23 protein-coding genes are annotated in these 18611 nt (G+C 63.2%); 10 read left to right on the plus strand and 13 right to left on the minus strand.

The window, feature by feature from the left end:
- Nucleotides 1-70: 70 nt before the first annotated feature.
- Nucleotides 71-1516, minus strand: coding sequence for a purine-cytosine permease family protein (locus AR689_RS18580; protein WP_062072509.1), 1446 nt, complete (start codon nucleotides 1514-1516; stop codon nucleotides 71-73).
- 127 nt (nucleotides 1517-1643) lie between these two features.
- Between AR689_RS18580 and AR689_RS18585 the strand changes: the two genes are divergently transcribed.
- Together AR689_RS18585 and AR689_RS18590 are read left to right on the plus strand one after the other, a co-directional pair.
- Nucleotides 1644-2285, plus strand: coding sequence for a TetR/AcrR family transcriptional regulator (locus AR689_RS18585; protein WP_062072511.1), 642 nt, complete (start codon nucleotides 1644-1646; stop codon nucleotides 2283-2285).
- 229 nt (nucleotides 2286-2514) lie between these two features.
- Nucleotides 2515-3960, plus strand: a complete 1446-nt coding sequence (locus AR689_RS18590) for a serine/threonine-protein kinase (protein ID WP_062072512.1) — start codon at nucleotides 2515-2517, stop codon at nucleotides 3958-3960.
- A gap of 82 nt (nucleotides 3961-4042) precedes the next feature.
- Here AR689_RS18590 and AR689_RS18595 read toward each other — a convergent pair whose 3' ends face one another.
- Nucleotides 4043-5527 carry a polysaccharide deacetylase family protein gene (locus tag AR689_RS18595; RefSeq protein WP_231745590.1) on the minus strand — a complete coding sequence of 495 codons (1485 nt, stop codon included), beginning with the start codon at nucleotides 5525-5527 and terminating at the stop codon, nucleotides 4043-4045.
- A gap of 85 nt (nucleotides 5528-5612) precedes the next feature.
- The gene (locus AR689_RS18600) at nucleotides 5613-6842 is read right to left on the minus strand and encodes a GAF domain-containing sensor histidine kinase (RefSeq protein WP_062072514.1); all 1230 of its coding nucleotides are present in this window, start codon (nucleotides 6840-6842) and stop codon (nucleotides 5613-5615) included.
- A gap of 78 nt (nucleotides 6843-6920) precedes the next feature.
- Here AR689_RS18600 and AR689_RS18605 point away from each other — a divergent pair, with 78 nt between their 5' ends.
- The 4 genes from AR689_RS18605 to AR689_RS18620 all read left to right on the plus strand — a co-directional run bounded on the left by AR689_RS18605 (nucleotide 6921) and on the right by AR689_RS18620 (nucleotide 10417).
- Nucleotides 6921-8336: an MFS transporter gene (locus AR689_RS18605; protein WP_062072516.1), complete on the plus strand. Its 1416-nt coding sequence runs from the start codon at nucleotides 6921-6923 to the stop codon at nucleotides 8334-8336.
- A 185-nt stretch (nucleotides 8337-8521) separates the two neighbouring features.
- Entirely contained in the window at nucleotides 8522-8911 is a 390-nt protein-coding gene (locus AR689_RS18610) for a DUF7793 family protein (RefSeq protein WP_062072518.1), read from the plus strand.
- The gene (locus tag AR689_RS18615) at nucleotides 8901-9842 is read left to right on the plus strand and encodes a cation efflux transmembrane domain-containing protein (protein ID WP_082698059.1); all 942 of its coding nucleotides are present in this window, start codon (nucleotides 8901-8903) and stop codon (nucleotides 9840-9842) included. The genes AR689_RS18610 and AR689_RS18615 overlap by 11 nt, the downstream gene beginning before the upstream one ends.
- 77 nt (nucleotides 9843-9919) lie before the next feature.
- Nucleotides 9920-10417, plus strand: coding sequence for a hypothetical protein (locus AR689_RS18620; protein ID WP_062072526.1), 498 nt, complete (start codon nucleotides 9920-9922; stop codon nucleotides 10415-10417).
- Nucleotides 10418-10467: 50 nt separating this feature from the next.
- Here AR689_RS18620 and AR689_RS18625 read toward each other — a convergent pair whose 3' ends face one another.
- The 9 genes from AR689_RS18625 to AR689_RS18665 all read right to left on the minus strand — a co-directional run bounded on the left by AR689_RS18625 (nucleotide 10468) and on the right by AR689_RS18665 (nucleotide 14769).
- Nucleotides 10468-10854 carry a hypothetical protein gene (locus tag AR689_RS18625; RefSeq protein WP_062072528.1) on the minus strand — a complete coding sequence of 129 codons (387 nt, stop codon included), beginning with the start codon at nucleotides 10852-10854 and terminating at the stop codon, nucleotides 10468-10470.
- Nucleotides 10851-11537 (minus strand): Asp23/Gls24 family envelope stress response protein, encoded by a 687-nt coding sequence (locus tag AR689_RS18630; protein WP_062072530.1) that lies wholly within the window; start codon nucleotides 11535-11537, stop codon nucleotides 10851-10853. The genes AR689_RS18625 and AR689_RS18630 overlap by 4 nt, the downstream gene beginning before the upstream one ends.
- Entirely contained in the window at nucleotides 11534-12130 is a 597-nt protein-coding gene (locus tag AR689_RS18635; protein WP_062072532.1) for an RNA polymerase sigma factor, read from the minus strand. The genes AR689_RS18630 and AR689_RS18635 overlap by 4 nt, the downstream gene beginning before the upstream one ends.
- A gap of 113 nt (nucleotides 12131-12243) precedes the next feature.
- A complete protein-coding gene (locus AR689_RS18640; RefSeq protein WP_062072534.1) occupies nucleotides 12244-12474 on the minus strand; it encodes a CsbD family protein in 231 nt (76 codons plus the stop codon).
- A 73-nt stretch (nucleotides 12475-12547) separates the two neighbouring features.
- A complete protein-coding gene (locus AR689_RS18645) occupies nucleotides 12548-13153 on the minus strand; it encodes a hypothetical protein (protein WP_062072536.1) in 606 nt (201 codons plus the stop codon).
- Nucleotides 13150-13731 carry a hypothetical protein gene (locus AR689_RS18650; RefSeq protein ID WP_062072538.1) on the minus strand — a complete coding sequence of 194 codons (582 nt, stop codon included), beginning with the start codon at nucleotides 13729-13731 and terminating at the stop codon, nucleotides 13150-13152. The genes AR689_RS18645 and AR689_RS18650 overlap by 4 nt, the downstream gene beginning before the upstream one ends.
- The gene (locus tag AR689_RS18655) at nucleotides 13728-14102 is read right to left on the minus strand and encodes a hypothetical protein (protein ID WP_062072540.1); all 375 of its coding nucleotides are present in this window, start codon (nucleotides 14100-14102) and stop codon (nucleotides 13728-13730) included. Before AR689_RS18655 ends, AR689_RS18650 begins: the two co-directional genes overlap by 4 nt.
- Complete coding sequence (locus AR689_RS18660; RefSeq protein WP_062072541.1) at nucleotides 14099-14290, minus strand: DUF2273 domain-containing protein; 192 nt, start codon at nucleotides 14288-14290, stop codon at nucleotides 14099-14101. The genes AR689_RS18655 and AR689_RS18660 overlap by 4 nt, the downstream gene beginning before the upstream one ends.
- Nucleotides 14287-14769 (minus strand): Asp23/Gls24 family envelope stress response protein, encoded by a 483-nt coding sequence (locus tag AR689_RS18665; RefSeq protein ID WP_062073887.1) that lies wholly within the window; start codon nucleotides 14767-14769, stop codon nucleotides 14287-14289. Before AR689_RS18665 ends, AR689_RS18660 begins: the two co-directional genes overlap by 4 nt.
- A gap of 192 nt (nucleotides 14770-14961) precedes the next feature.
- Here AR689_RS18665 and AR689_RS18670 point away from each other — a divergent pair, with 192 nt between their 5' ends.
- From AR689_RS18670 to AR689_RS18685, 4 genes are all read left to right on the plus strand, one after another.
- Nucleotides 14962-15276 carry a hypothetical protein gene (locus AR689_RS18670; RefSeq protein WP_156424641.1) on the plus strand — a complete coding sequence of 105 codons (315 nt, stop codon included), beginning with the start codon at nucleotides 14962-14964 and terminating at the stop codon, nucleotides 15274-15276.
- A 162-nt stretch (nucleotides 15277-15438) separates the two neighbouring features.
- Nucleotides 15439-15642 carry a hypothetical protein gene (locus AR689_RS18675; RefSeq protein ID WP_062072545.1) on the plus strand — a complete coding sequence of 68 codons (204 nt, stop codon included), beginning with the start codon at nucleotides 15439-15441 and terminating at the stop codon, nucleotides 15640-15642.
- 120 nt (nucleotides 15643-15762) lie between these two features.
- Complete coding sequence (locus AR689_RS18680; RefSeq protein ID WP_197412969.1) at nucleotides 15763-16566, plus strand: DUF1206 domain-containing protein; 804 nt, start codon at nucleotides 15763-15765, stop codon at nucleotides 16564-16566.
- Nucleotides 16567-16643: 77 nt separating this feature from the next.
- On the plus strand, nucleotides 16644-17579 hold the full coding sequence (locus tag AR689_RS18685; RefSeq protein ID WP_062072549.1) for an SDR family oxidoreductase: 936 nt from the start codon (nucleotides 16644-16646) through the stop codon (nucleotides 17577-17579).
- Nucleotides 17580-17629: 50 nt separating this feature from the next.
- Here AR689_RS18685 and AR689_RS18690 read toward each other — a convergent pair whose 3' ends face one another.
- A complete protein-coding gene (locus tag AR689_RS18690; protein WP_082698182.1) occupies nucleotides 17630-18493 on the minus strand; it encodes an AraC family transcriptional regulator in 864 nt (287 codons plus the stop codon).
- Nucleotides 18494-18611: the final 118 nt, after the last annotated feature.

Consider the following 18611-nt stretch of genomic DNA (forward strand, 5'->3'; position numbering starts at 1 on the left):
TTGCTTTCCTGGGCTGGTTCTTCTGTCGGTATCTCTTGTGATGCGAGAGGGGTATGGGTTCCGGTGGTGGTCATGCGGGGGCTCCTTCGATGGAGGGGATTGCGGTGGGGCGGCGTTTCGCGGTAAGGCGCGTCAGGGCGGTGTAGATCCCGGCTGTCACCACCATGGACACCGGCACCGAGAGGTCCAGGAGGCCCATCGCCGCGGCGATAGGACCGGTCCACACGGAGCTGGTGAGGAACAGGGAGGCCACGGCTGCGCCAAGGCCGATGGCGAGCAAACCGGGGACGTGCCAGCCGCCGGAGTACCAGAATCGGCTGCCGGGCTGCTCGTCAAAGAGGTCATCGCCGCTGTAGTGGTTGCGTCGGAGGATGACGTCCGTGGCGAAGACGGTCATGGTGGGCCCGGAGATGAGGACCAGGAGCTGCAGCATGAGGTTCACGGCGTCCAGCAGGCTGGTGGACATGACGAGATAGATGGTCAGCGCTGTGCCGATCGCTCCAACTACCACCGCCGAAGGGATGCGGCGGATGGGGACGCCGATGGACTGGAACGCCATGCTCGCCGTGTAGGTGGTCATGCCGTTGAGTGCGATGGTGTTGATGATGACGCCCACCACGAAGATGGGCCCGAGCCAGGCCGGGAGCAGGGCCAGAAGCGCCGATTCGATGCCACGATCCATCGTTGCGGCGTCAATCCCTGTTGCGAGCAATGCGCCCACTGAGGTGAAGAAGATGGCTGGCAGGGCGCCGCCGAGCGCTGTGGCGGCGATGATGTGCGAAGGCTTGGTGGATTTGGGGAGGTAGCGCGCCAGGTCCGGGCTATTTGAGTAGGACAGGGGAGAGGAAGCGAGGATGGCGCATCCGATGGTCATCGCAGACCATAGCGGTACACCCTCCAGCGGTGCAGGAGCCGTGTAGCCCCACTGCACATGGGGCAGGACGAAGGCCGTCACCAGCAGGAAGATGACCAGCAGCACGGAGGCAACCACGGGGTAGCTGCGCAGGATCAGGCTGTGCCCGAACACAGCCACCAGCACGGTGATGGCGGCAACAATAATGGTGACGAGCACCGGCACGAGGACGGGATCGGTGAAGCCAATCTGCGCCAGGAGCTCGGCGCCCATGAACGAGGACGCGAGCCAGTTGAGTGCCAGGAAAACGGCGGAAATGAACCAGCCAAAGAAGGCGACAACCACCCTGTTCCCGCGGATTCCGTAGATGGCCCTTGTGACGACGGAGCCGGAGGTGCCTGCCGCCGGGCCGCTGGTGGCCACGATGCCGGTGAGGATCCACAGGAGGTTGCCCGCGATGATGACCAGGAAAGCCTGCCAGAGTTCCATGCCCAGCAGGATGAGCGTGGCGCCCACCGTGAAGTTGAGGACGCTGACGTTTGGGGCGGCCCACACCGGGAAGAGGTCCCGGGCGCGGCCATGGCGTTCGGACGAATCGATGATTTCAATGCCGCGTTTTTCGGGGTGGGCAAGGGGTTCGGGATAGCTGACCGCATCGGTCATGTGGGGGTGGGACAACGCTGTTCCTCTCGGGCAAGGACCGGTTCGCAACGCTGGGATGCCGATCCATGGACGCTATTGATCGCGTGACCAACGAGCTATTGGTCACTAATCCAATAGACTGAACGGCATGGTGTCAAGCCCCACATCGCAGCGCGTCCGAAAATTACCTGACGAGCGCCGCGCCGAGATCCTTTCCGAAGCCGCTTCCATCGCCTTGGGTGAGGGGTTGGAACGGATTACCCTCCGCGCCGTCGCCGACCGTCTGGGTGTGCGGCCCGGCCTGATCAGCCACTACTATCCGGCCGCTGAGGACTTGGTGATCGCCGCCTTTGTGCGCGCTGTGTCGGAAGAGCGGGAAGAGTTGTTTCCCGACGCCGGAACCCCACTCGAGCGCATGGCCCACCTGGTCTCGCGCAGCGAAGGTCCCGAAGCCTTGGAGCTCAGCCGGCTATGGCTCAATGCCCGGCACCTTTGCCGGTTTATTCCGGCGTTGACCGAGGCGCTGCTGGGTCAGGAATACCTGGATCGCAACCGGCTGACCGCCCTCATTGAGGATGGCGTCGCCTCCGGCGACTTTGTGGTGGAGGACCCCTTTGCGGCGTGCATCCGCATCTGGGTGGCCATTGACGGCGTAGGCTCCTACGTCAACAATGCCGAGGTCTTCGATGACGAGGCATTTACGCGGTTCGTCACCGACGTGGCCGAATGGTCGCTGGGCGTTCCGGCAGGCGGGCTACGGGCGGCCGTGGACAGGCTTCAGGCCGCCTGACACCCGTGTTGTTGAGCTGTCGCATTACCCTTACGGCCGCTTAATCAGTATCCTGATTACTTATCTGGTAAACCGGATGATGCTGTTTGGGCTGTTTGCCTGGGCCGCACGTGGCTGAAGCAGTCGGCCGCGCGGCCATCGTGAAAGTTTGATTGACGGCATTGCCTGGGTGGCGCAAGGACAGTAGTTGGGTCCGTGGCTCCGGGTATGTCTGAAGGACGTGACATTCGTGGGCAACAACTACGAGGCCGTAGACCCCCATCTCCCCACCTCCGGCACAACTGCGGAAACAGAAACAGGCGCCACTGAAACACTCGGCGGCCGCTACCAGCTGGGATCCCTGCTGGGCAGGGGCGCCATGTCCGCCGTGTACCAGGCGACGGACCTGCTGCTTGGCCGCGAGGTAGCCATCAAAATTTTCCTGCCCGGTTCAGGCGACGAATCGTTCCAAGCCCGCCAGGAGAACGAGATGCGGCTCCTGGCCGCTTTTGACCACCCAGGACTGGTGGCCGCCTTCGATGCCGGGGTGGATACACGCAACCACGAAGAACGCGCTTATCTGGTCATGGAACTGGCCGAAGGCCGGGATTTGCGCGCCGTGCTCACCGATGGACCGCTCACCGTTCCGGAAACCGCGCGGATCGGAATCCGGCTCTCCGGGGCACTGTCCCAGGTTCATGAACAGGGCGTGATCCACCGCGACATCAAACCAGCCAACATCCTGGTATCCGACGACGACGGCCTGGGACAGCAGTCAGTGAAACTGGCGGACTTCGGCGTCGCACTGGTCATGAACGACCACCGCCTCACCGCAACAGGCTTCACCGTGGGGACCGCCCAGTACCTCAGCCCCGAGCAGGCCCAGGGACTGGCGCTGACCCCCGCCAGCGACATTTACTCGCTGGGCCTGGTACTCCTCGAATGCCTCACCGGAAAAGCTGAATACCCGGGAACTCCCATAGAGACCGCATCAGCCCGACTTCACCGCGCCCCGCAGATCCCCGTGGAATTGCCCGGTCCGCTGCGCGGGCTGCTCGAAGCCATGACAGATATGGACCCCCACAAGCGCCCCACGGCACACGACGTGGAGCAGGCGCTTGCCGAGGAAGGGATCCAGTCCGGGCGAAGGACCGCGCTGCTGCCTGCCGCCCCGTCGCGGCCGCCACTGCACACGGCCCAAACACGCTCAAGCCCAACCAGGCGGCAGGCCACCGTTACCAACCTCAGGGACTTCAGCAAACGCCGACCCAAGACCGTTCGTGGCGTGGCCGCGGCGGCGGTGACCATTCCGATCGCCCTGCTGATCCTCTCTCAGGGACTCGCACCCACGGGCAACACGATGGATCCCTCCCAACCCGCGGACACTGGTGTCTCGCAAGCGGATCCGCAGCCGACTGCGCCGGTTGTCCCCGATGTCCCGGTTGCCCCGGCGCCCGCCGACGCTGAGCCCGCCGACGCCGGTAAACCGGATGCTGGCACTTCCGGCGTCCAGCCTGCCGAGGTAGTCACTGTGCAGGACGCGGTGCAGGACCCGGCGACCACGCCAGTGCAAGCACCGGCACCAGCCTCCGCTGTGGTGCCGGGCGAAGACGTAGCAAACACAGCCAAGGACAAGAGCGGCGGCAGGAGCGAGAAAAAGCCCGAGAAGGCTAAGGGACCCGGCGAGGGCAAGTAGCCCCAACCGAGCGAATTAACGCACGACGGCGACCTGCCGCCGTCGTACCCTGTGGCCCGCGATGTTCGGCCTGCCGCGAAGGTCAGCGTCCGGCGACGCACCCCGGGGCGGTGCCGCGGCATTTGTACGATGCCCCCGGCTTCAGGTCGATCCCCCCGAAAAGCTGCGGGAGTGTGACCAGATAGAAGCCCTTGCCTTTGAGCTGGGTGATGAGTTCGCTCTGGCCGTCCACGGTGGAAGCGTGGACGTCGTGGAGGAGGATGATGGAGCCGGGTTTGACCAGGCCCATGATCCGGGGGAGGAAAGCTGCCTTGCTCTTCGATTGCCAATCCATGGAGTCCACATCCCAGAGGATCTGGGGCAATCCGACCGAGGCAGCAACTGACGTATTGGTGGCTCCGTAGGGTGGCCGCACATAGGCCGGCACCACTCCCGTCGCTTTCTCAATGGCGTACCGGGCCCCCTGGACTTCATTCGCGATGCCCGCGGGCGGCAGTTTGGTGAGGTACGGGTGGCTCATGGTGTGGTTTGCGATGGTGTGACCCGCAGCCGCCACGGCCTTCGCCACCGTCGGATTGGCCCTGACGTATCCGCCCTGCTGGAAGAACGTGGCAAAGACATGGTGTTTTTCGAGAATTGCCAGAAGACGGGTGGTTTGGGCGTTGGGTCCGTCGTCGTAGGTGAGTGCCGCGCAGGCCACGAGATCGCAGTTGATGTGAGCGGCGCCGCCGCGGTCGGGCTGGGGAGCATTGAAGGGTGCGCCGGTGATCACTGCGGTGCGAAAAGCCTCGCCTGCCGGCGAAATGACGTCGGCTGTTGCGTCGGCGTTCAGAGTCACGGTGACGGGGTGGGGGAGCATTGCGCCTGTTCCGGGGTCCCGGTGGAGGGTGACGCTGAGGAGCCCCTGGGTGGTGAAGGCGACGGCGGTGAGCAACCCGGCGTCATCAGCGGAAAGTGGTGCCGGGGCGGGCGCGGGGGTCGCTGTACTCGGGGCTGTGGTGCGGCGCGGGCTGATGGCTTCGGCGAGTATTGTCCGCACAGTGCCGGTCATCCCCGGTTTAATCAAGGCGGCACTGCCAGTGACAACGCCCGTGCCGAGATCCTCATAGGTGATCTCGTCGACGAGACCGGTGGGGACGCCGTCGTTCATTGTTGTTTGCACAAATCTGGACCCAACAATGCTTCCGGTGGCCAGGACGATTTCGTGGGTCACCGAGACGCCGTCGGCAAGGAGCGCGCCGGGGGTGGCCGGCAGCGCCGCGGGTTCGTGGCGTCCGCCGGCCCGGGCATCGAAAATACGGAGCAGCCGGGCATCGAGCTTGTTGTTTAAGCTCCAGGCCCCGTTGATGTACTGCCACGTCGCCACGGTAGGCGCTGCTCCTGCCGTACGCGTGGTCATGTCAATGGTTGTTCCTTGCAGGGAAATCCTGGCCGGTGCCTCGCCGATCACCGCGAGGGGTGCGGCGGCTTTTGGCTGAGCTGGCAGGGGAACGCAGGCGGCCATGAAGAGCACGATGACGACGAGGGGGATCGTGAACGGTGAGCGGACTGGGGCGGGCCGCTGCAAGGATTTCCTACCGGGCGTACGAGGTGGCCATGCCTCGAATGATGACAGTTTGAGAGGCTAGGGACCGGGCGACACCCCGGAGTAGCTACAAGCCTGCCGGAAAACTAACTGCCACCGTGGTTCCACCGCCGGGAGTTTCGGCCAAAGTGAGGTCGCCCCCATGTGCCTGGGCAATGCTGTTGCACGTGGCCAGGCCGAGTCCGGAACCCGGGCCGTCGCCTTCCCTCCGCAGACGCACCAACGGCTCCAAGGCTTTGGCGCGATCCTCGGGCTTAATGCCCTTGCCGTTGTCCGCCACGAAGATCGTGGCGCCGTGATAGTTGGAAACCCCGCTGATCCGGACGCGGAGATCGCGATCAGGACTGCGGTAGTTCATGGCGTTGGAGAGCAGGTTCTGCAACAGTGTGCGGAGTTGACCACGGTCCGCATGGAGACTCAGATCTTCAACTTCCACGATCCGATGGTTCTCAATGCCCAGGTCACGAGCAACCTCCTCCGTGACCTGACGAAGGGAAACGTGGCTGGGTTGTACAGTGCCGCCCACCCGTGAGTAGCTCAGGACGTCCTCCAGCATGCCCAGCATCCGCCGTCCGCTGGAGCCGATCCGGTCCAGGTAGCGCGCGGCGGTGCTGTTCGGTTCGACGTCGGGATCGTCTTCCACCAGTTCCACATAGCCCAGGATGGTGGTGAGGGGAATGCGGAGATCGTGGCTGACGCGTCCGGCAAACCCTGCGAGCTTGGCGTTGCTGTCCCTCAGCTCGGCGTAGGTACGATCCAGCTGTACGGTGCGGTGCTGCAGCTCCAACAACTCCACCACCTGCTTCGCCAAGACCTCCAGCATGCTCACCTGTTCGGGGCGAAGATTCTTGGTTTTGTCCGAGAAGACGCACAAAGTTCCAGGGACGAAGCCGGATTCTGTCTGCAACGGGACCGAGGCGTAAAAGCGGACCCTCCCGATTTCACCGGTCACGAAGGGATTGTCGGCGAACCGCGGATCCTGCGACGCGTCCGCCACCACGGTCCTTTCACGGGAGAGGAACACCTTGGCGCACATGGAATCCTCACGTGAGCAGATGCCGGGGTCCACGCCCCACGCGCCGATCTGGTGCTGGTACTCCGCGCTGATGATGTTGACCACGCCAAAGGGAGCATCGCACAGCTCGGTGGCGAGCCGCACCAGGTTCTGCAGGGCACTCATCACGGCGGCATTGGGAAGAAGGGTGGAATCCACGGCAGGGTCCAGACCATATTCCTGCAATTCCAAGTCCCGGCTGATGTCATCAGTGAAGGACAGCTGCCCGTGAACTTCCGTCATGTTGTAACTCCCCCATGCGTCATTAGGATTCCCTGCCGATACTACCGGGACGCTGGCGGCGGTGGTTTACTGGGACGCATGACCGAGCAGGAACCGGCCTCGGCCGTGTCTACTGACAGTATCGATCTTTCCGTACGGACGCCCGCGCAAAGGTCCCGGACCTTCTACGGGATCCTGGTCAACACCGCCTTGGCGAACATTACTACCAGCTACCTGTGGTTCGCCCTGACGTTCTGGGTGTACTTGGAGACACGCAACGTCATTGCCACAGGAGTGATCGGCGGTGCGTACATGCTGCTGATCGCCCTCTCCAGTATCAGTTTCGGAACCTTTGTGGACCGCTACCGGAAATTGGCTGTGATGCGTTTCGCGGCAGCCTTCACCATGGTGATGTTCGTCCTCTCAGGCGTCATGTTTCTGCTGACCCCGGAGCCGGCACTGCTTGACCTGAATCAACCGTGGTTCTGGATTTTCACCATGATCATCCTGATTGGTGCAGTGGTGGAGAACATGCGGAATATTGCCCTGTCCACCACTGTCACCATCCTGATCGAACCCGATCGGCGGGCCAACGCCAACGGGCTGGTGGGCATGGTTCAAGGGCTCATGTTCATTGTCACCTCGGTCCTCTCCGGCCTGTCGGTGGGGTTGTTGGGTATGGGATGGACCGTAGTGGTAGCCCTGGTGTTGACCGCTTTGGCCTTTGCGCACTTGCTCACCCTGCGCCTGCCGGAGGAAGTAAAGGCAGCAGCCTCCGATGCTCAGGGCGGCTTCGACCTGCGGGGCTCGTGGGCTGCCGTCATGGCCATATCCGGGTTGTTCGCGCTGATTCTGTTCTCCACGTTCAACAACTTCATCGGTGGCGTCTACATGGCGCTGATGGACCCTTACGGTCTGGAGATGTTCTCCGTGGAAATGTGGGGAGTCGTCTTTGCCGTCGGTGCCACAGGCTTCATCGTGGGCGGTGCGCTGATAGGAAAGTTCGGCCTCGGCTCCAACCCCCTGCGGACCATGCTCATTGCAGTTGCGGTCATGGGACTCATCGGTGCAGTGTTCACTCTCCGCGAGTGGGCCTGGCTATACATCGCCGGAATCTGGCTCTACATGGCGCTGGTCCCCGTGGTGGAGGCGGCTGAGCAAACCGTCATCCAGAAGGTGGTTCCGCTGCCCAGGCAAGGCCGTGTGTTCGGCTTCGCCATGGCCTTCGAATCCGCAGCAGCGCCCATCACCGCCTTCCTTATTGCCCCCATCGCCCAATTTTGGATCATCCCCTACGCCCGTTCCACAGAGGGAGCGGCCAGCCTTGAACCGTTGCTGGGCGAGGGGATCTCCCGCGGCATCGCCCTGGTGTTCCTGGCCGCCGGCACCATCATGATCGTGGTGGCGTTGATCGCGTTCCTGACACCGGTCTACCGCCGCGTGTCTGCCTCTTATGCGCAGACAGCGGCGGAAGAACAAGAGAGTGAGAGCGCGGACTCGCCGTCCTCACACTAAGGTGTCAGGATGCTGCGTGCAGGGTGATCGTGGGAGGCCACTCTCGGCGGTGCCCGTCGGCCCAGGGCCCCATGCCAAAAATCACTCTTTTCGGATGAGACGGGATGATTGACCCGTGGTGCAGGGTGGAGTCAGCCCGTGGCGCACGGGCAATCCTGCGTTTCTGCAGAGATGGAGACGGTTCCATGGCTCAGGCCGACCACATCGATTACACCCTCCAGCTTGAGCCGGACAATGTCCTTTTACTCGCATGGCACCCCGGTGTCCGTATTGAGGCCCACAACGCCCGGGCAGCCGTGGACGCGGTCAACAGATTCGCCGGCGGCAATCGCTATCCCTTATTGGTCAGAATGGCCAATGCGAGCCACTTGAGCCGCGCCGCGAGGGACGTTTTCGTCGAACCCTGCGCAGCCTCCAGGATCGCGTTGCTGGGTGAAAATGCAGTTGACAGAATCCTCGTCGACTACCAGTTGGCCGCTCAACCGGCGCCCTGCCCCACGCGGTTCTTTACGTCCAAAGCGGAGGCGACAGCTTGGCTTTTAGAAGCCGATCTGACAGCCGGCGATGACTTCTGAACAGAAATCCGCAGCGCCGTCCGGAGCACCCTCCGGGCCGCTCAGATCTGAGGGACGTGCCCTGCGGGTGTCCTTGTGGGTCTCTGCCTTTTCTGCCGCCGGGGCACTGATCGTGGGCCTGGTCAGCGGGACCAGGATCATCGTCTTCGACGGTGCCTACATGGGCATTGGCCTGATCCTATCGGCCGTTTCCTTGACGGCGTCCTCCGCGTCAGCTTCCGGGCCAACCCGACGCTTTCCTTTCGGACGGGACGCACTAACGCCTTTGGTGGTGTTGATCCAGGGGATCGCTGTGGCAGCCACTCTGCTGGTGGCTGCGGGAGACGCGGTGCTTGTCCTTCGCGACGGCGGTGCCCCGGTCAGTCCCTTCATCATCGCAATGTACGGGGCAATCACCGCCGCTATCGGATTCCTGGTGGCCTGGTGGATGCGGCGCGCCGCACCGGACTCGGACTTGGCGGGAGCGGAGGTTGCGCAGTGGCGGGCAGGAGCCATCCTGAGCGTCATGATGGTCCTCGGCGCCGGGGTGGCCTTGGTCCTGCAGGCCAGGGGGTTGGAGGACGTTGCACTCTACGTCGACCCCGTGCTGGTGCTCATTGCCTGCCTGATCCTCGCGTATATCCCCATCGGCTTGATCCGGACGGGTTTGAACGAGTTACTCGAGGGTGCACCCTCCAAAGAGATCGACGCCGCCATCACCGACGCGGTGCGATCCGTCAGGGAACACTACGGCCTGCAGGAGCCACTGGTCCGGTCCGGCAAGGTGGGGCGCAAGCTCTACGTGGAGGTCGATTTTGTGGTGGCAGGAACCGATTGGAACGTTGGCGAGGAGGATTCCGTCCGCCGGGCGGTGGTGGCGGCGCTGGAGCCCTTGGGCTTGGATGTCTGGGCTTATGTGTCGCTCACAGCGGACCCCGAACTCTTCGAGTAGAAGCACCTGCCACCCTCTTCGAGTGAGAACTGCGTGACGCTCTATACCTCGGACAGGAGGTGTGGAAGTATCGGCAAATGGACCAATATCTGTGGGTGTTGAAGCAAGGTCAACGTGATTTGATTCGCGAATTGGAGCCCGCCAGGCTTGAGCTCCTCGATGAGGAAGGGCTGCTCCAGCTCCACAAACGGGTGCGGAAAGCCCGGAACAAATACACCACCAACTACCGGCGCAAAGCAGCAGACGAGGTACTGGAGGCTGGTGGTCGCGGAGCGGCAGCCAACAAATCTGACAAAGCCCGTGCCCGCGCCCTGGTGTTCGAGGAAGCATTGTCCATGGTGAGTACCGAACTCGCCAGGGTGGCCCATGAGGCCGCGGAAGAGCTCAAGGACGAGCGGCTGGAACGCGCCGCCGCCGGCAAGTCCACCGGACCGGAGACCAGTGGCTCCGGCACCTCCTCCACCGGCAATTCGGGCAGGGCGCGATCCCACCAAAAGACCACCGGTGCGGTAAAGCGCGACGCCTCCAGCCGCTCACAAGGCGCCCAACGCCAAGCCAAGAAGGATTCCCGCTAAACCCACCTGCGTGGAGTTGCCAATGAGATGCCAACCACTGCATTTAACTGTCAACTCACGGGCTGTACCTTCACTACATAAACCTCGACGGCGGCAGGCCGGGGGAGCAGGTGATTCCGGACAGCTTCGGCTACTTTCCGCGCCACTTTGGGTGCGGGGAGGACGGTGCCCACGCCGATCCTGACTTTCACAGCCAGTGGATCTGCATCGCCGGAGACGGCCACCAGCGGAAGGCTTTCGCCCGTCACGGCAGCTATCGCCGCTCCTGCTATCGACTGCCACAAGGGTTGGGCCGGATACACGGCTGTGACTCCCTCCACGGCTTGGATGACCCGGAGCAGTTCCTCTGCCACTGCGGACGGAGCAGTGGCATGGGGTTCAGCTACGGGCGAGGTTTCCGAGGGGGAGAAGCTCGCGGGTTCCAGATGCTCGGTCATGGCAGGTCCTCCCTCTCAGAGGGAATGGGCTCAGGAGGCGGGAGCGTAGCCGCAGCCGTGGGGGTGGTTGGTGTGGGCGTGGCGGGCAGTTCCAGGACGTCTGTCACGGTGATGTTGATCGCCTCAATGGTCAGCTCCGTCTGGAAGGCCAGCGTCTTGGCCAGTTCGCGGCGCAACTCGGCAGCACGTTCCTCCATGGGGTGACCGTAGACCACGGCTATCTCCACATCCACAATGATCCCGGCTCCTGATGTGCTGTTCTCATCTGCTGTGTTGCTCTCACCTCCGGCGAGATCGCCGTGCAACCGGCACTTGCCTGCAGCGGTGCCCGGAAGAGCATCGGCAACGGAACGGATGAGTGCCGTGATGGCTCCTTCGGTTTCCCAGAGGGTGTCATGCGGGTTCTCGGTCCGCAGGGGTATGTTCCTGCCGGGTCGCAATTCCAGCCGAAGGTTATCCAGTATGGACTGCATCCAGTCGTCGTGGCCCGAGCCTGCGTCCGCCAGATCCGAGCTGAGCAGCTCACTGCCAAGTTCGGAGAGGCGGCGCAACGAGGCAAGGCCGGCCTGGCATTCAGGGCAGGACCGGAGATGGGCGGGATCCGCGATCTCTCCGGTGTCCAGATAGGTGCTCAGCTCAGCAAGGCTGTGCCCGCATTCCAAGGCATCGCCGGGAGTGTTCATCGCCATTCCTCCATCGTGCGCGCAAGAGTGATCCGTGCCCGGGCCAAGCGGCCGCGAACACTTGCCGGGCTGATATTCAACGTCAGTGCGATCTCCTCGTAGCTCTGGTCATTGAACTCCTTAAGCACCCAACATCGGCGTTGTTCCTCAGGGAGCAGGGCGAGCGCCGCTTTCAGGGCCTCCACGCGTGAGGTGTTAACTGCGTTGTGCTCGGGGTCCGTCGACTGCGGTTTGCTGTGCTCTTCCACGTGGTTCTCCGCACGGTTTTCCAGATCATCCAAGCCCAGGTGATGCCGGCGTTTCCGGAGGTGGTCGATGCTGCGGCTGCCCACTATCCTGAGCAACCATCCCTTGACAGCTGCAGGGTCCCGAAGGTTTTCCAGTTGCTTCCAAGCCTGGACAAGGGTTTCCTGCACGACGTCGTCCGCGTCGGCCAGCGAACCGGTCAATCGGCGGGCCGTGGCGCGCATCAAGGGGCCGTGGCGCCGGGCGAGTGCTTCGAAGGCTGCGGTGTCACCGTCTGCCGCCCGGCCAGCCAGCAGAGCATCGGGCACGAGGTCCAGTTGGTGCTGCGCTGATGGTGAACCAGTCACGTTTTCTGCCTTCCCAATCCGCCGTGGTCGAGGGTCTTAGTGGTCATCGTCATGCACAGATGCGAACGTGCCGGGACGGTCCCGCCTGCCCGCGGAACCGTCCCGAAAGGACGCTACTTCTTGGTGAAGCCTTCTTTGAGCTTCTGAGCCGCATCCTTGATGTTCTCGGTGATATCTGCGGCGGCGTCTTTGACCTTTTCGCCGGCCTGCTGGATCTTGGCCTGTGCTTGATCGTTCTGGCCCTCGCGCTCCAGGGATTGGTCGCCAGTGAGCTTTCCGGCGCCTTCCTTTGCGGCACCGAGGTGTTCGGTGGCGGCATTGTTGATCTTGTCGTTGATTCCCATGGTGTTCCCTTTTCTTGTTGTGCGCGGGTCCTATGGAACCGCGCGTGTTTTCAGTGGAAAATCTGAAAGCCGGTCACCGCGCACGCCGGGATCCGGCAAGCTGTGTGCGGGTGCCGCTGGTAATTCGGACCAGGGCGGGCAGTGGATGTCCCAGCCATGCATCTGTTGTCCGGAGAAGCTGGTCCACTGTGTCCGCGAGGTCCTTGGGGGATGCCCCTCTCCGGGCCTCCACACGAACCTGAAGCGCGGTGCCGCGGCGGGATTCCCAGGCCGAGACGGATGTTGAGAGCACGTCGGTGTTCCCGCTGAGGGCTTCACGGATGGCGGTGGAAATCAGTCCGGCGTCTATGACCGTTCGTCCGGCCGTGCCTTCTGATTGCTCGGCCAGGCGGGGGTTTTTACCGCCGCCCTGGCTTGCCAGCCAGGCAACGCTGAGGGCAGCGCCCACCAGGGGCACGGCAACTCCCAGCACCAGCCACCAACTCCGAACGGGATCGGGCAGGGGCGCCGTTCCGGCAAGGCTGCGGGCTTGCTCCCGCACGGAGGATGCCGTGGTGGTCCAAAGGTCCGCGAACCATGGGAGGGTTCCGGCCGCGATGAGTGCGGCACCGGTACCCAGCAGGAGGATTCCCACCAGGGTCAGCAGAACGCGGTTGAGCGCCCGATTGGTGTTTCTCATTGCCCTACCGCTCCTTCTTTCAGAACCTGGACGCCGGACGTCACCCGGCGGTGGAGCCCGTAGGTGGCCAGTTCGCCGTCCACCACTTCCCGGACGTTTTCCACCGCAAGCGGTTGGCCCGACGTCGGCCGCACTTGTACGCGTACCGAGCGTCCACCCACGGTGGTGGTCGCCTGACCCGGTGCAAGGCCGGCAGCAAGCCGAACCCTGCCGGAAACGGCTGCTGCAATGACGTCGTCGTCCACCACTATTGCTGCGCGCTCACTGTCGAGAGCACGGCGGTGCCGCCGTCCCCTCCCCACCGCAAGTCCGAGAAACAGCAAGCCCAGCGCGGCCACGCCGATTCCGGCCGCGGTCATGCCCGCCGGGATGGTGTTTGCTGGAAGATCCTGCAGCCACCGCAGCATCATGGCCGGGCTGGCCAGCACGGGCTGATCCTTGAGCAACCACAACACGGACTCGAGCGTCAGCCACAGGAAGACAGCCAGCAGGACTGATGCGGTCAGTAGGGAGGCGACAGCGCGTGAAGAGTGCGTTTCCCGCCGGATCAAGCGTCGGATCTGTGGATCCTGGCTCATGTCACTCTCCTTTCCTTGGGCTGATCCTGCTTGCCGCCCGTGAGGCGGATATCCACCCGGCCGATTTCCAGCCCGGTCAGTTCCGCTCCGCGGGAAGCGATCTCGGTGCGGGCGTGCTGCGCCAGTTCGAAGACGGTGCCTGTACCGTTTCGCGGCCCCAAAAGTGGGGGAAGCGTCAACTTGACGGAGACGCTGACCCCGAGCTTGCCGTCGTCGTCCTCCAGGGCGGCCGTCACGTTGTCTCTGCTGACGCGGAAGGCGCGGGCGGTGACGGCTTCAACGGTGTGCCGAATCGCGTGATGGGTTATCCGGTTGTGCCCCAGGGTCTCCCTGTCTGCGACGCGGTCCATGGTGGCGGTTGTCCCGCTCATGAGGATGAGCGCTTGCCCCGCAAGGCATCCAGCACCCCGCGAAGGTCAAGCTTTCCCTCGGCCGAGCGGCCCAGCACCGCTCCGATTCCCATGAACAGTGCTGTGAGCAGGAGGCCCCAGAAACCGAAGGCAAGACCCGCGAGGGCCAGCACTGCGCCTATGGCCAGGCCCGCGATGGTGGGGCTCACGCTACCCTCGGCTCACGCTCGGACTCTTCGACGTCGGCGTCTTCGGAGGGTACGTGGATGTCAGTGATGGTGACGTTGACCTCTGTGACTTCCATGCCCACCAAGTCCTCGATCGCGGTGTAGACGGCGTCACGTGCGTTGTCTGCGACCTCCTGAAGCGGGTGCGGGTATTCGACAACCAGAGTTACGTCCACAGCCACCTGTGTCTGTCCGACTTCCACGTTGACGCCTTGAGTGAGGTCCTTCTGACCCACCTTTTCGCGGAGGTTGCCGATTGCCCTGGCTGCCCCGCCGCCGAGGGCATGGACGCCGGGAATTTCCTGGATGGCGATGCCTGCAATCTTTGCTACTACGCCGTCGGCCACTGTGGTGGCGCCGCGGCCGTCCTTACCCTTGTTCGGGGTGTCCAGCAGGGGTGCGGAAGTGTTCTGCGCGTTCTTGGCCGGAACGTCTGCGGGGGTGTGCGTTTGGATCGTCATGACGATCACTCCTCTCAGTTGGTTGCGGCGTTTGTTGTGCGCCGTCATAGATAAGACGTACTGGCGTCGGCATTCCTCACGCTCAATATTCTGTGACGTGCATCACACCTTCTGCGGACATGGGTAGCGGATTTAGTTAGATTGTCATATAACTAGTTTTCCGAGACATATTCTTACACGGGAGGGCACCACATGACTGCAGTAGTTGTCAGGGCAGCGCGAAACGAGGCTGTCCCCGGTGTGGGGCCAGGGGCAAACGCGGCGCCGGAAGCACGCGTGGCACCAGAGTTGGCTGCCAGCGCGTCCGGTGCTTCGCAGAGGACCGGTTTGTTGGACGAGGTGTGGACGGCCTCCGCGCGTGTCGAGGGCCTTCAGTGGGAGATGGACGAAGCCGAGGGCTGCTTAGCTGCGGCCATGCGAAAAGCTACTGCGGGCGGGGCGGGCCTTCCGGACCTTGCGATCGCATCGGGATTGAGTTTTGCCCGGATTGAGCGACTTCTGGAATAGCGCGCCCGGATCGGCTGCGCCTGGCCGGGGGTCCGGCCCACAGCGCTTGGTGGAAATCTTGAGGAAATCTTGAGATGACCCGGCGTCCTTCTTGAGGAGACCGTCCGATGGTTGAAACATCAGCCAATCAGCTGACGGGAACTTCCAGGAAGGACCACCGAAATGACTGACCAGATCTCCGCCAAGTCCGTGACTGCCGGCGCCGCCCACCCAAAGTCCGATGCTCTCGCCGGCTCTGCGGATGCCGCGGGCCATGCCGGAGACGCTGCTGGACAGGCCCGCGCGGTGGCGGCTATCCGTGCGCAGTTCAACCCCCTTGGTGCGGGTCTCCGGAGCATCTGGCCGCAGTCGGTCGTCGGATTCTAGGACGCTATAGCTTCTGACTCGGGCAGGGACCTTTCTCGTCGGGAAGGTACCTGCCCGACGTCGTTTAAGGGACGATGGAGTCTCATGCAACAAATAAGGAGGCTTGTCATCAAGGACGAGATGCGAAGGGCCGCTGATGTGGCCGAGGATGCCGCCAATTCGCAAACTTTCGCAGCTGTTGCCCGGGCGGGCTATGCCGTGAGCGGCCTGCTGCACATACTCATTGGCGTCATCGCAATCCAACTCGCGGTGGGTCGTAGCGGTGAAGCTGACGTCAGCGGCGCGGTGACCGAGTTGGCCGGCAAGCCAGCCGGACCGCTCCTGCTCTGGGCCTGTTTTGCGGCCTGCGCGGCGCTGGCCCTGTGGCAACTGGGAAATGCCATCCTTGGATACCGGAACGTCTCGGACAACAAACTGACCAAGAGGCTCTCTGCTCTGGGGCAGGCCCTGGTGTTCGCTGCCCTGGCTGCCACCATCATGTCCTTTGTCCTGGGGCAGGGGAAGAACAGCCGGGAGTCCAGCAGCGACTTCACCGTGACTCTCATGAAGGCGCCGTTCGGAGTATTCCTGCTCATTGCCATCGGCGCGGGCATCGCCATTACGGGCATCGTGTTTGCTGTTCGCGGCTTCCGGAAGAAATTCACCAAGGACCTCTCGTTGTCCTCCCATCAGTCCGTGCATAAGTTCCAGCTCTGGGTGGGTGTGGTGGGCTACATCGCCAAGGGGATCGCACTGTTCCTGGTGGGCCTGCTGGTGGTTATCGCCGCGGTCAGGGCCCAGCCCGAACAATCAACAGGGCTTGACGGAGGTCTCAAGGCCCTGAAGGAGCAGCCGTACGGACCCTATCTGTTGGCTGCAGTGGCGCTCGGTCTCATCGCGTACGGGCTGTTCCTGATGGTCAAAGCGAGGACGCTCCGAACCTGAGCTGCTGGGTTTAGGAGCCGGGGAGGCTGGGTACAGGGCAAAAGTACCGTTCATTGCTATCCGAAAGGGGCAGAACCATGACTCAAGGTGATCCGAACCCGGGCGACAGGCCGCAAACCGACGGGAACCGCCTCAGCTCCGCACCATCGGATCCCCGCAGCGGGTACCACTCCGGCGAATTTCCGCGGCAGGAGCAGGAGCAGCCCGGCCTCACCAAGCCGCTGGATCCACAACCGGACCACGGTGAGAAAAGCTATGTGGGGCACGGACGCCTCCAGGGTAAGACCGCCCTCATCACCGGCGGCGACTCCGGCATCGGCGCTGCAGTAGCCATCGCCTACGCGCGTGAAGGCGCCAACGTAGCCATCAGCTATCTTCCGGAGGAAGAAGAGGACGCGAGGTCGACGGCGGAATGGATCCGTGAGTGCGGATCGAAAGTCCTGTTGCTGCCCGGTGACGGACGGGATGAAAGCTTCGCGGCCCAGATCGTGGAACGTACAGTGCAGGAGCTTGGCGGGCTCAACGTGGTGGTGCTGAACGCGGCGTACCAGAAGAACCGCGAAGGACTGGAGACCATCCCCACTGAGGAGTTTGACCGAGTCTTCAAGACCAATCTGTACTCCCTTATCTGGACGGCACAGGCAGCCATTCCGCATCTCCGCCCGGGCGCGTCCATCATTGTCACGGCCTCCATTCAGGCTTTCAATCCCTCTGCCCAATTGATCGACTACGCCATGACCAAAGCAGCCCAGGTGGCCTTTACCAAGGCCATGGCGGAGGAACTCGGCCCCCAGGGAATCCGCGTCAACGCTGTGGCGCCAGGTCCCATCTGGACTCCGCTGATCCCCGCCACCGAATGGCCGGATAAGCTTCCCGCCTTCGGGCAGGACACGCCGCTGGGCCGGGCTGGCCAGCCTGCTGAGCTGGCGCCCGCTTACGTCCTGCTGGCGTCCGACGAAGGATCCTACATTTCAGGGGCAGTCCTTCCCGTCACGGGTGGCAAGGGGCTCTGATCCGCGGTGGCTCGGCTCATTGGCGCCAGTCACTTCTTGGAACCGCTTTGTCAGCGCAGCTCTTCCCTTTCGACGGGAATCCACAACTGGCCGCGGCCGTGCGTGCCGCCCGGTTCCACCTTGACGCTGAGCATCTCCGGTCCCGGCGCCCACCGGTAAGGGTTGGCGGGAAACCACTCGGTGGCGGCGTCGGCCCACATGCCCTGCAGGACTTCCGGAAATTTGCCCTCTGCTTCAAAGACCACCCACAAACCTGGTGGAACCTCGAGGGATTCAAAACCTTCCGGCACTGGTTTGGTTGAGGCCACACCGTGCCAGTAGTCCAGCTCGCTACCCTCGGTGCGCTGCTCTTCGATGTTGTCTGTGATGGACACGGGGCCGGCCGGCTCCATGTCAGCAAGCTCCAGCAGCCGCGTGGTGACAGCGGGATCCACTCCGCGCTGGAACTCGATGATGGCGTTGTTGGGCCCTTCGTGAACCAACGGGACGCGGGCTTTCAGGCCAATAAGGCGGAAGGCCGGCTTGTCTTCTATGCGGTGCTTCATGTCGCTGTTTCCTTCGACTCGTAGATGGAACCTCAGCTGAGGTTGGGAATGGAGGACAGCGCCAGGAAGCCGCGCCTCGGAGGGACTCAGCCCGTGCATGGCTTTGAAGGCGCGGGTAAATGCTTCTGCTGACCCGTACCCGTAACGCACGGCCACGTCCAGCACGGTCCGGCCTTCCAAGATCTCCGCCGTGGCTGCCGTCAGGCGCCGCCTGCGGATGTACTCAGAGATGGGAATTCCAGCCAAGGAGGAGAACATCCGCCGGAAGTGGTACTCGGACGTCAGAGCAGCTTTGGCCAGGACCTGAACCTCGACGTCCGTGGTGAGGTCCTGCTCGATCAGCTCTATTGCCCGGTTCCAGCCCTGCATCATGTCCCCGTCCCGCACTGGGTCTCCCGCTTGCCTTGGGTCTCCCTGGTGCATTTGCCTTCATCCTCTCCATCGACGCTACGCGGGCGTCACGGTGGATGCCCCAACAATCCATGCC

Origin of the sequence: Arthrobacter sp. EpRS71 (assembly GCF_001512285.1) — a bacterium.
GTDB lineage: Bacteria > Actinomycetota > Actinomycetes > Actinomycetales > Micrococcaceae > Arthrobacter.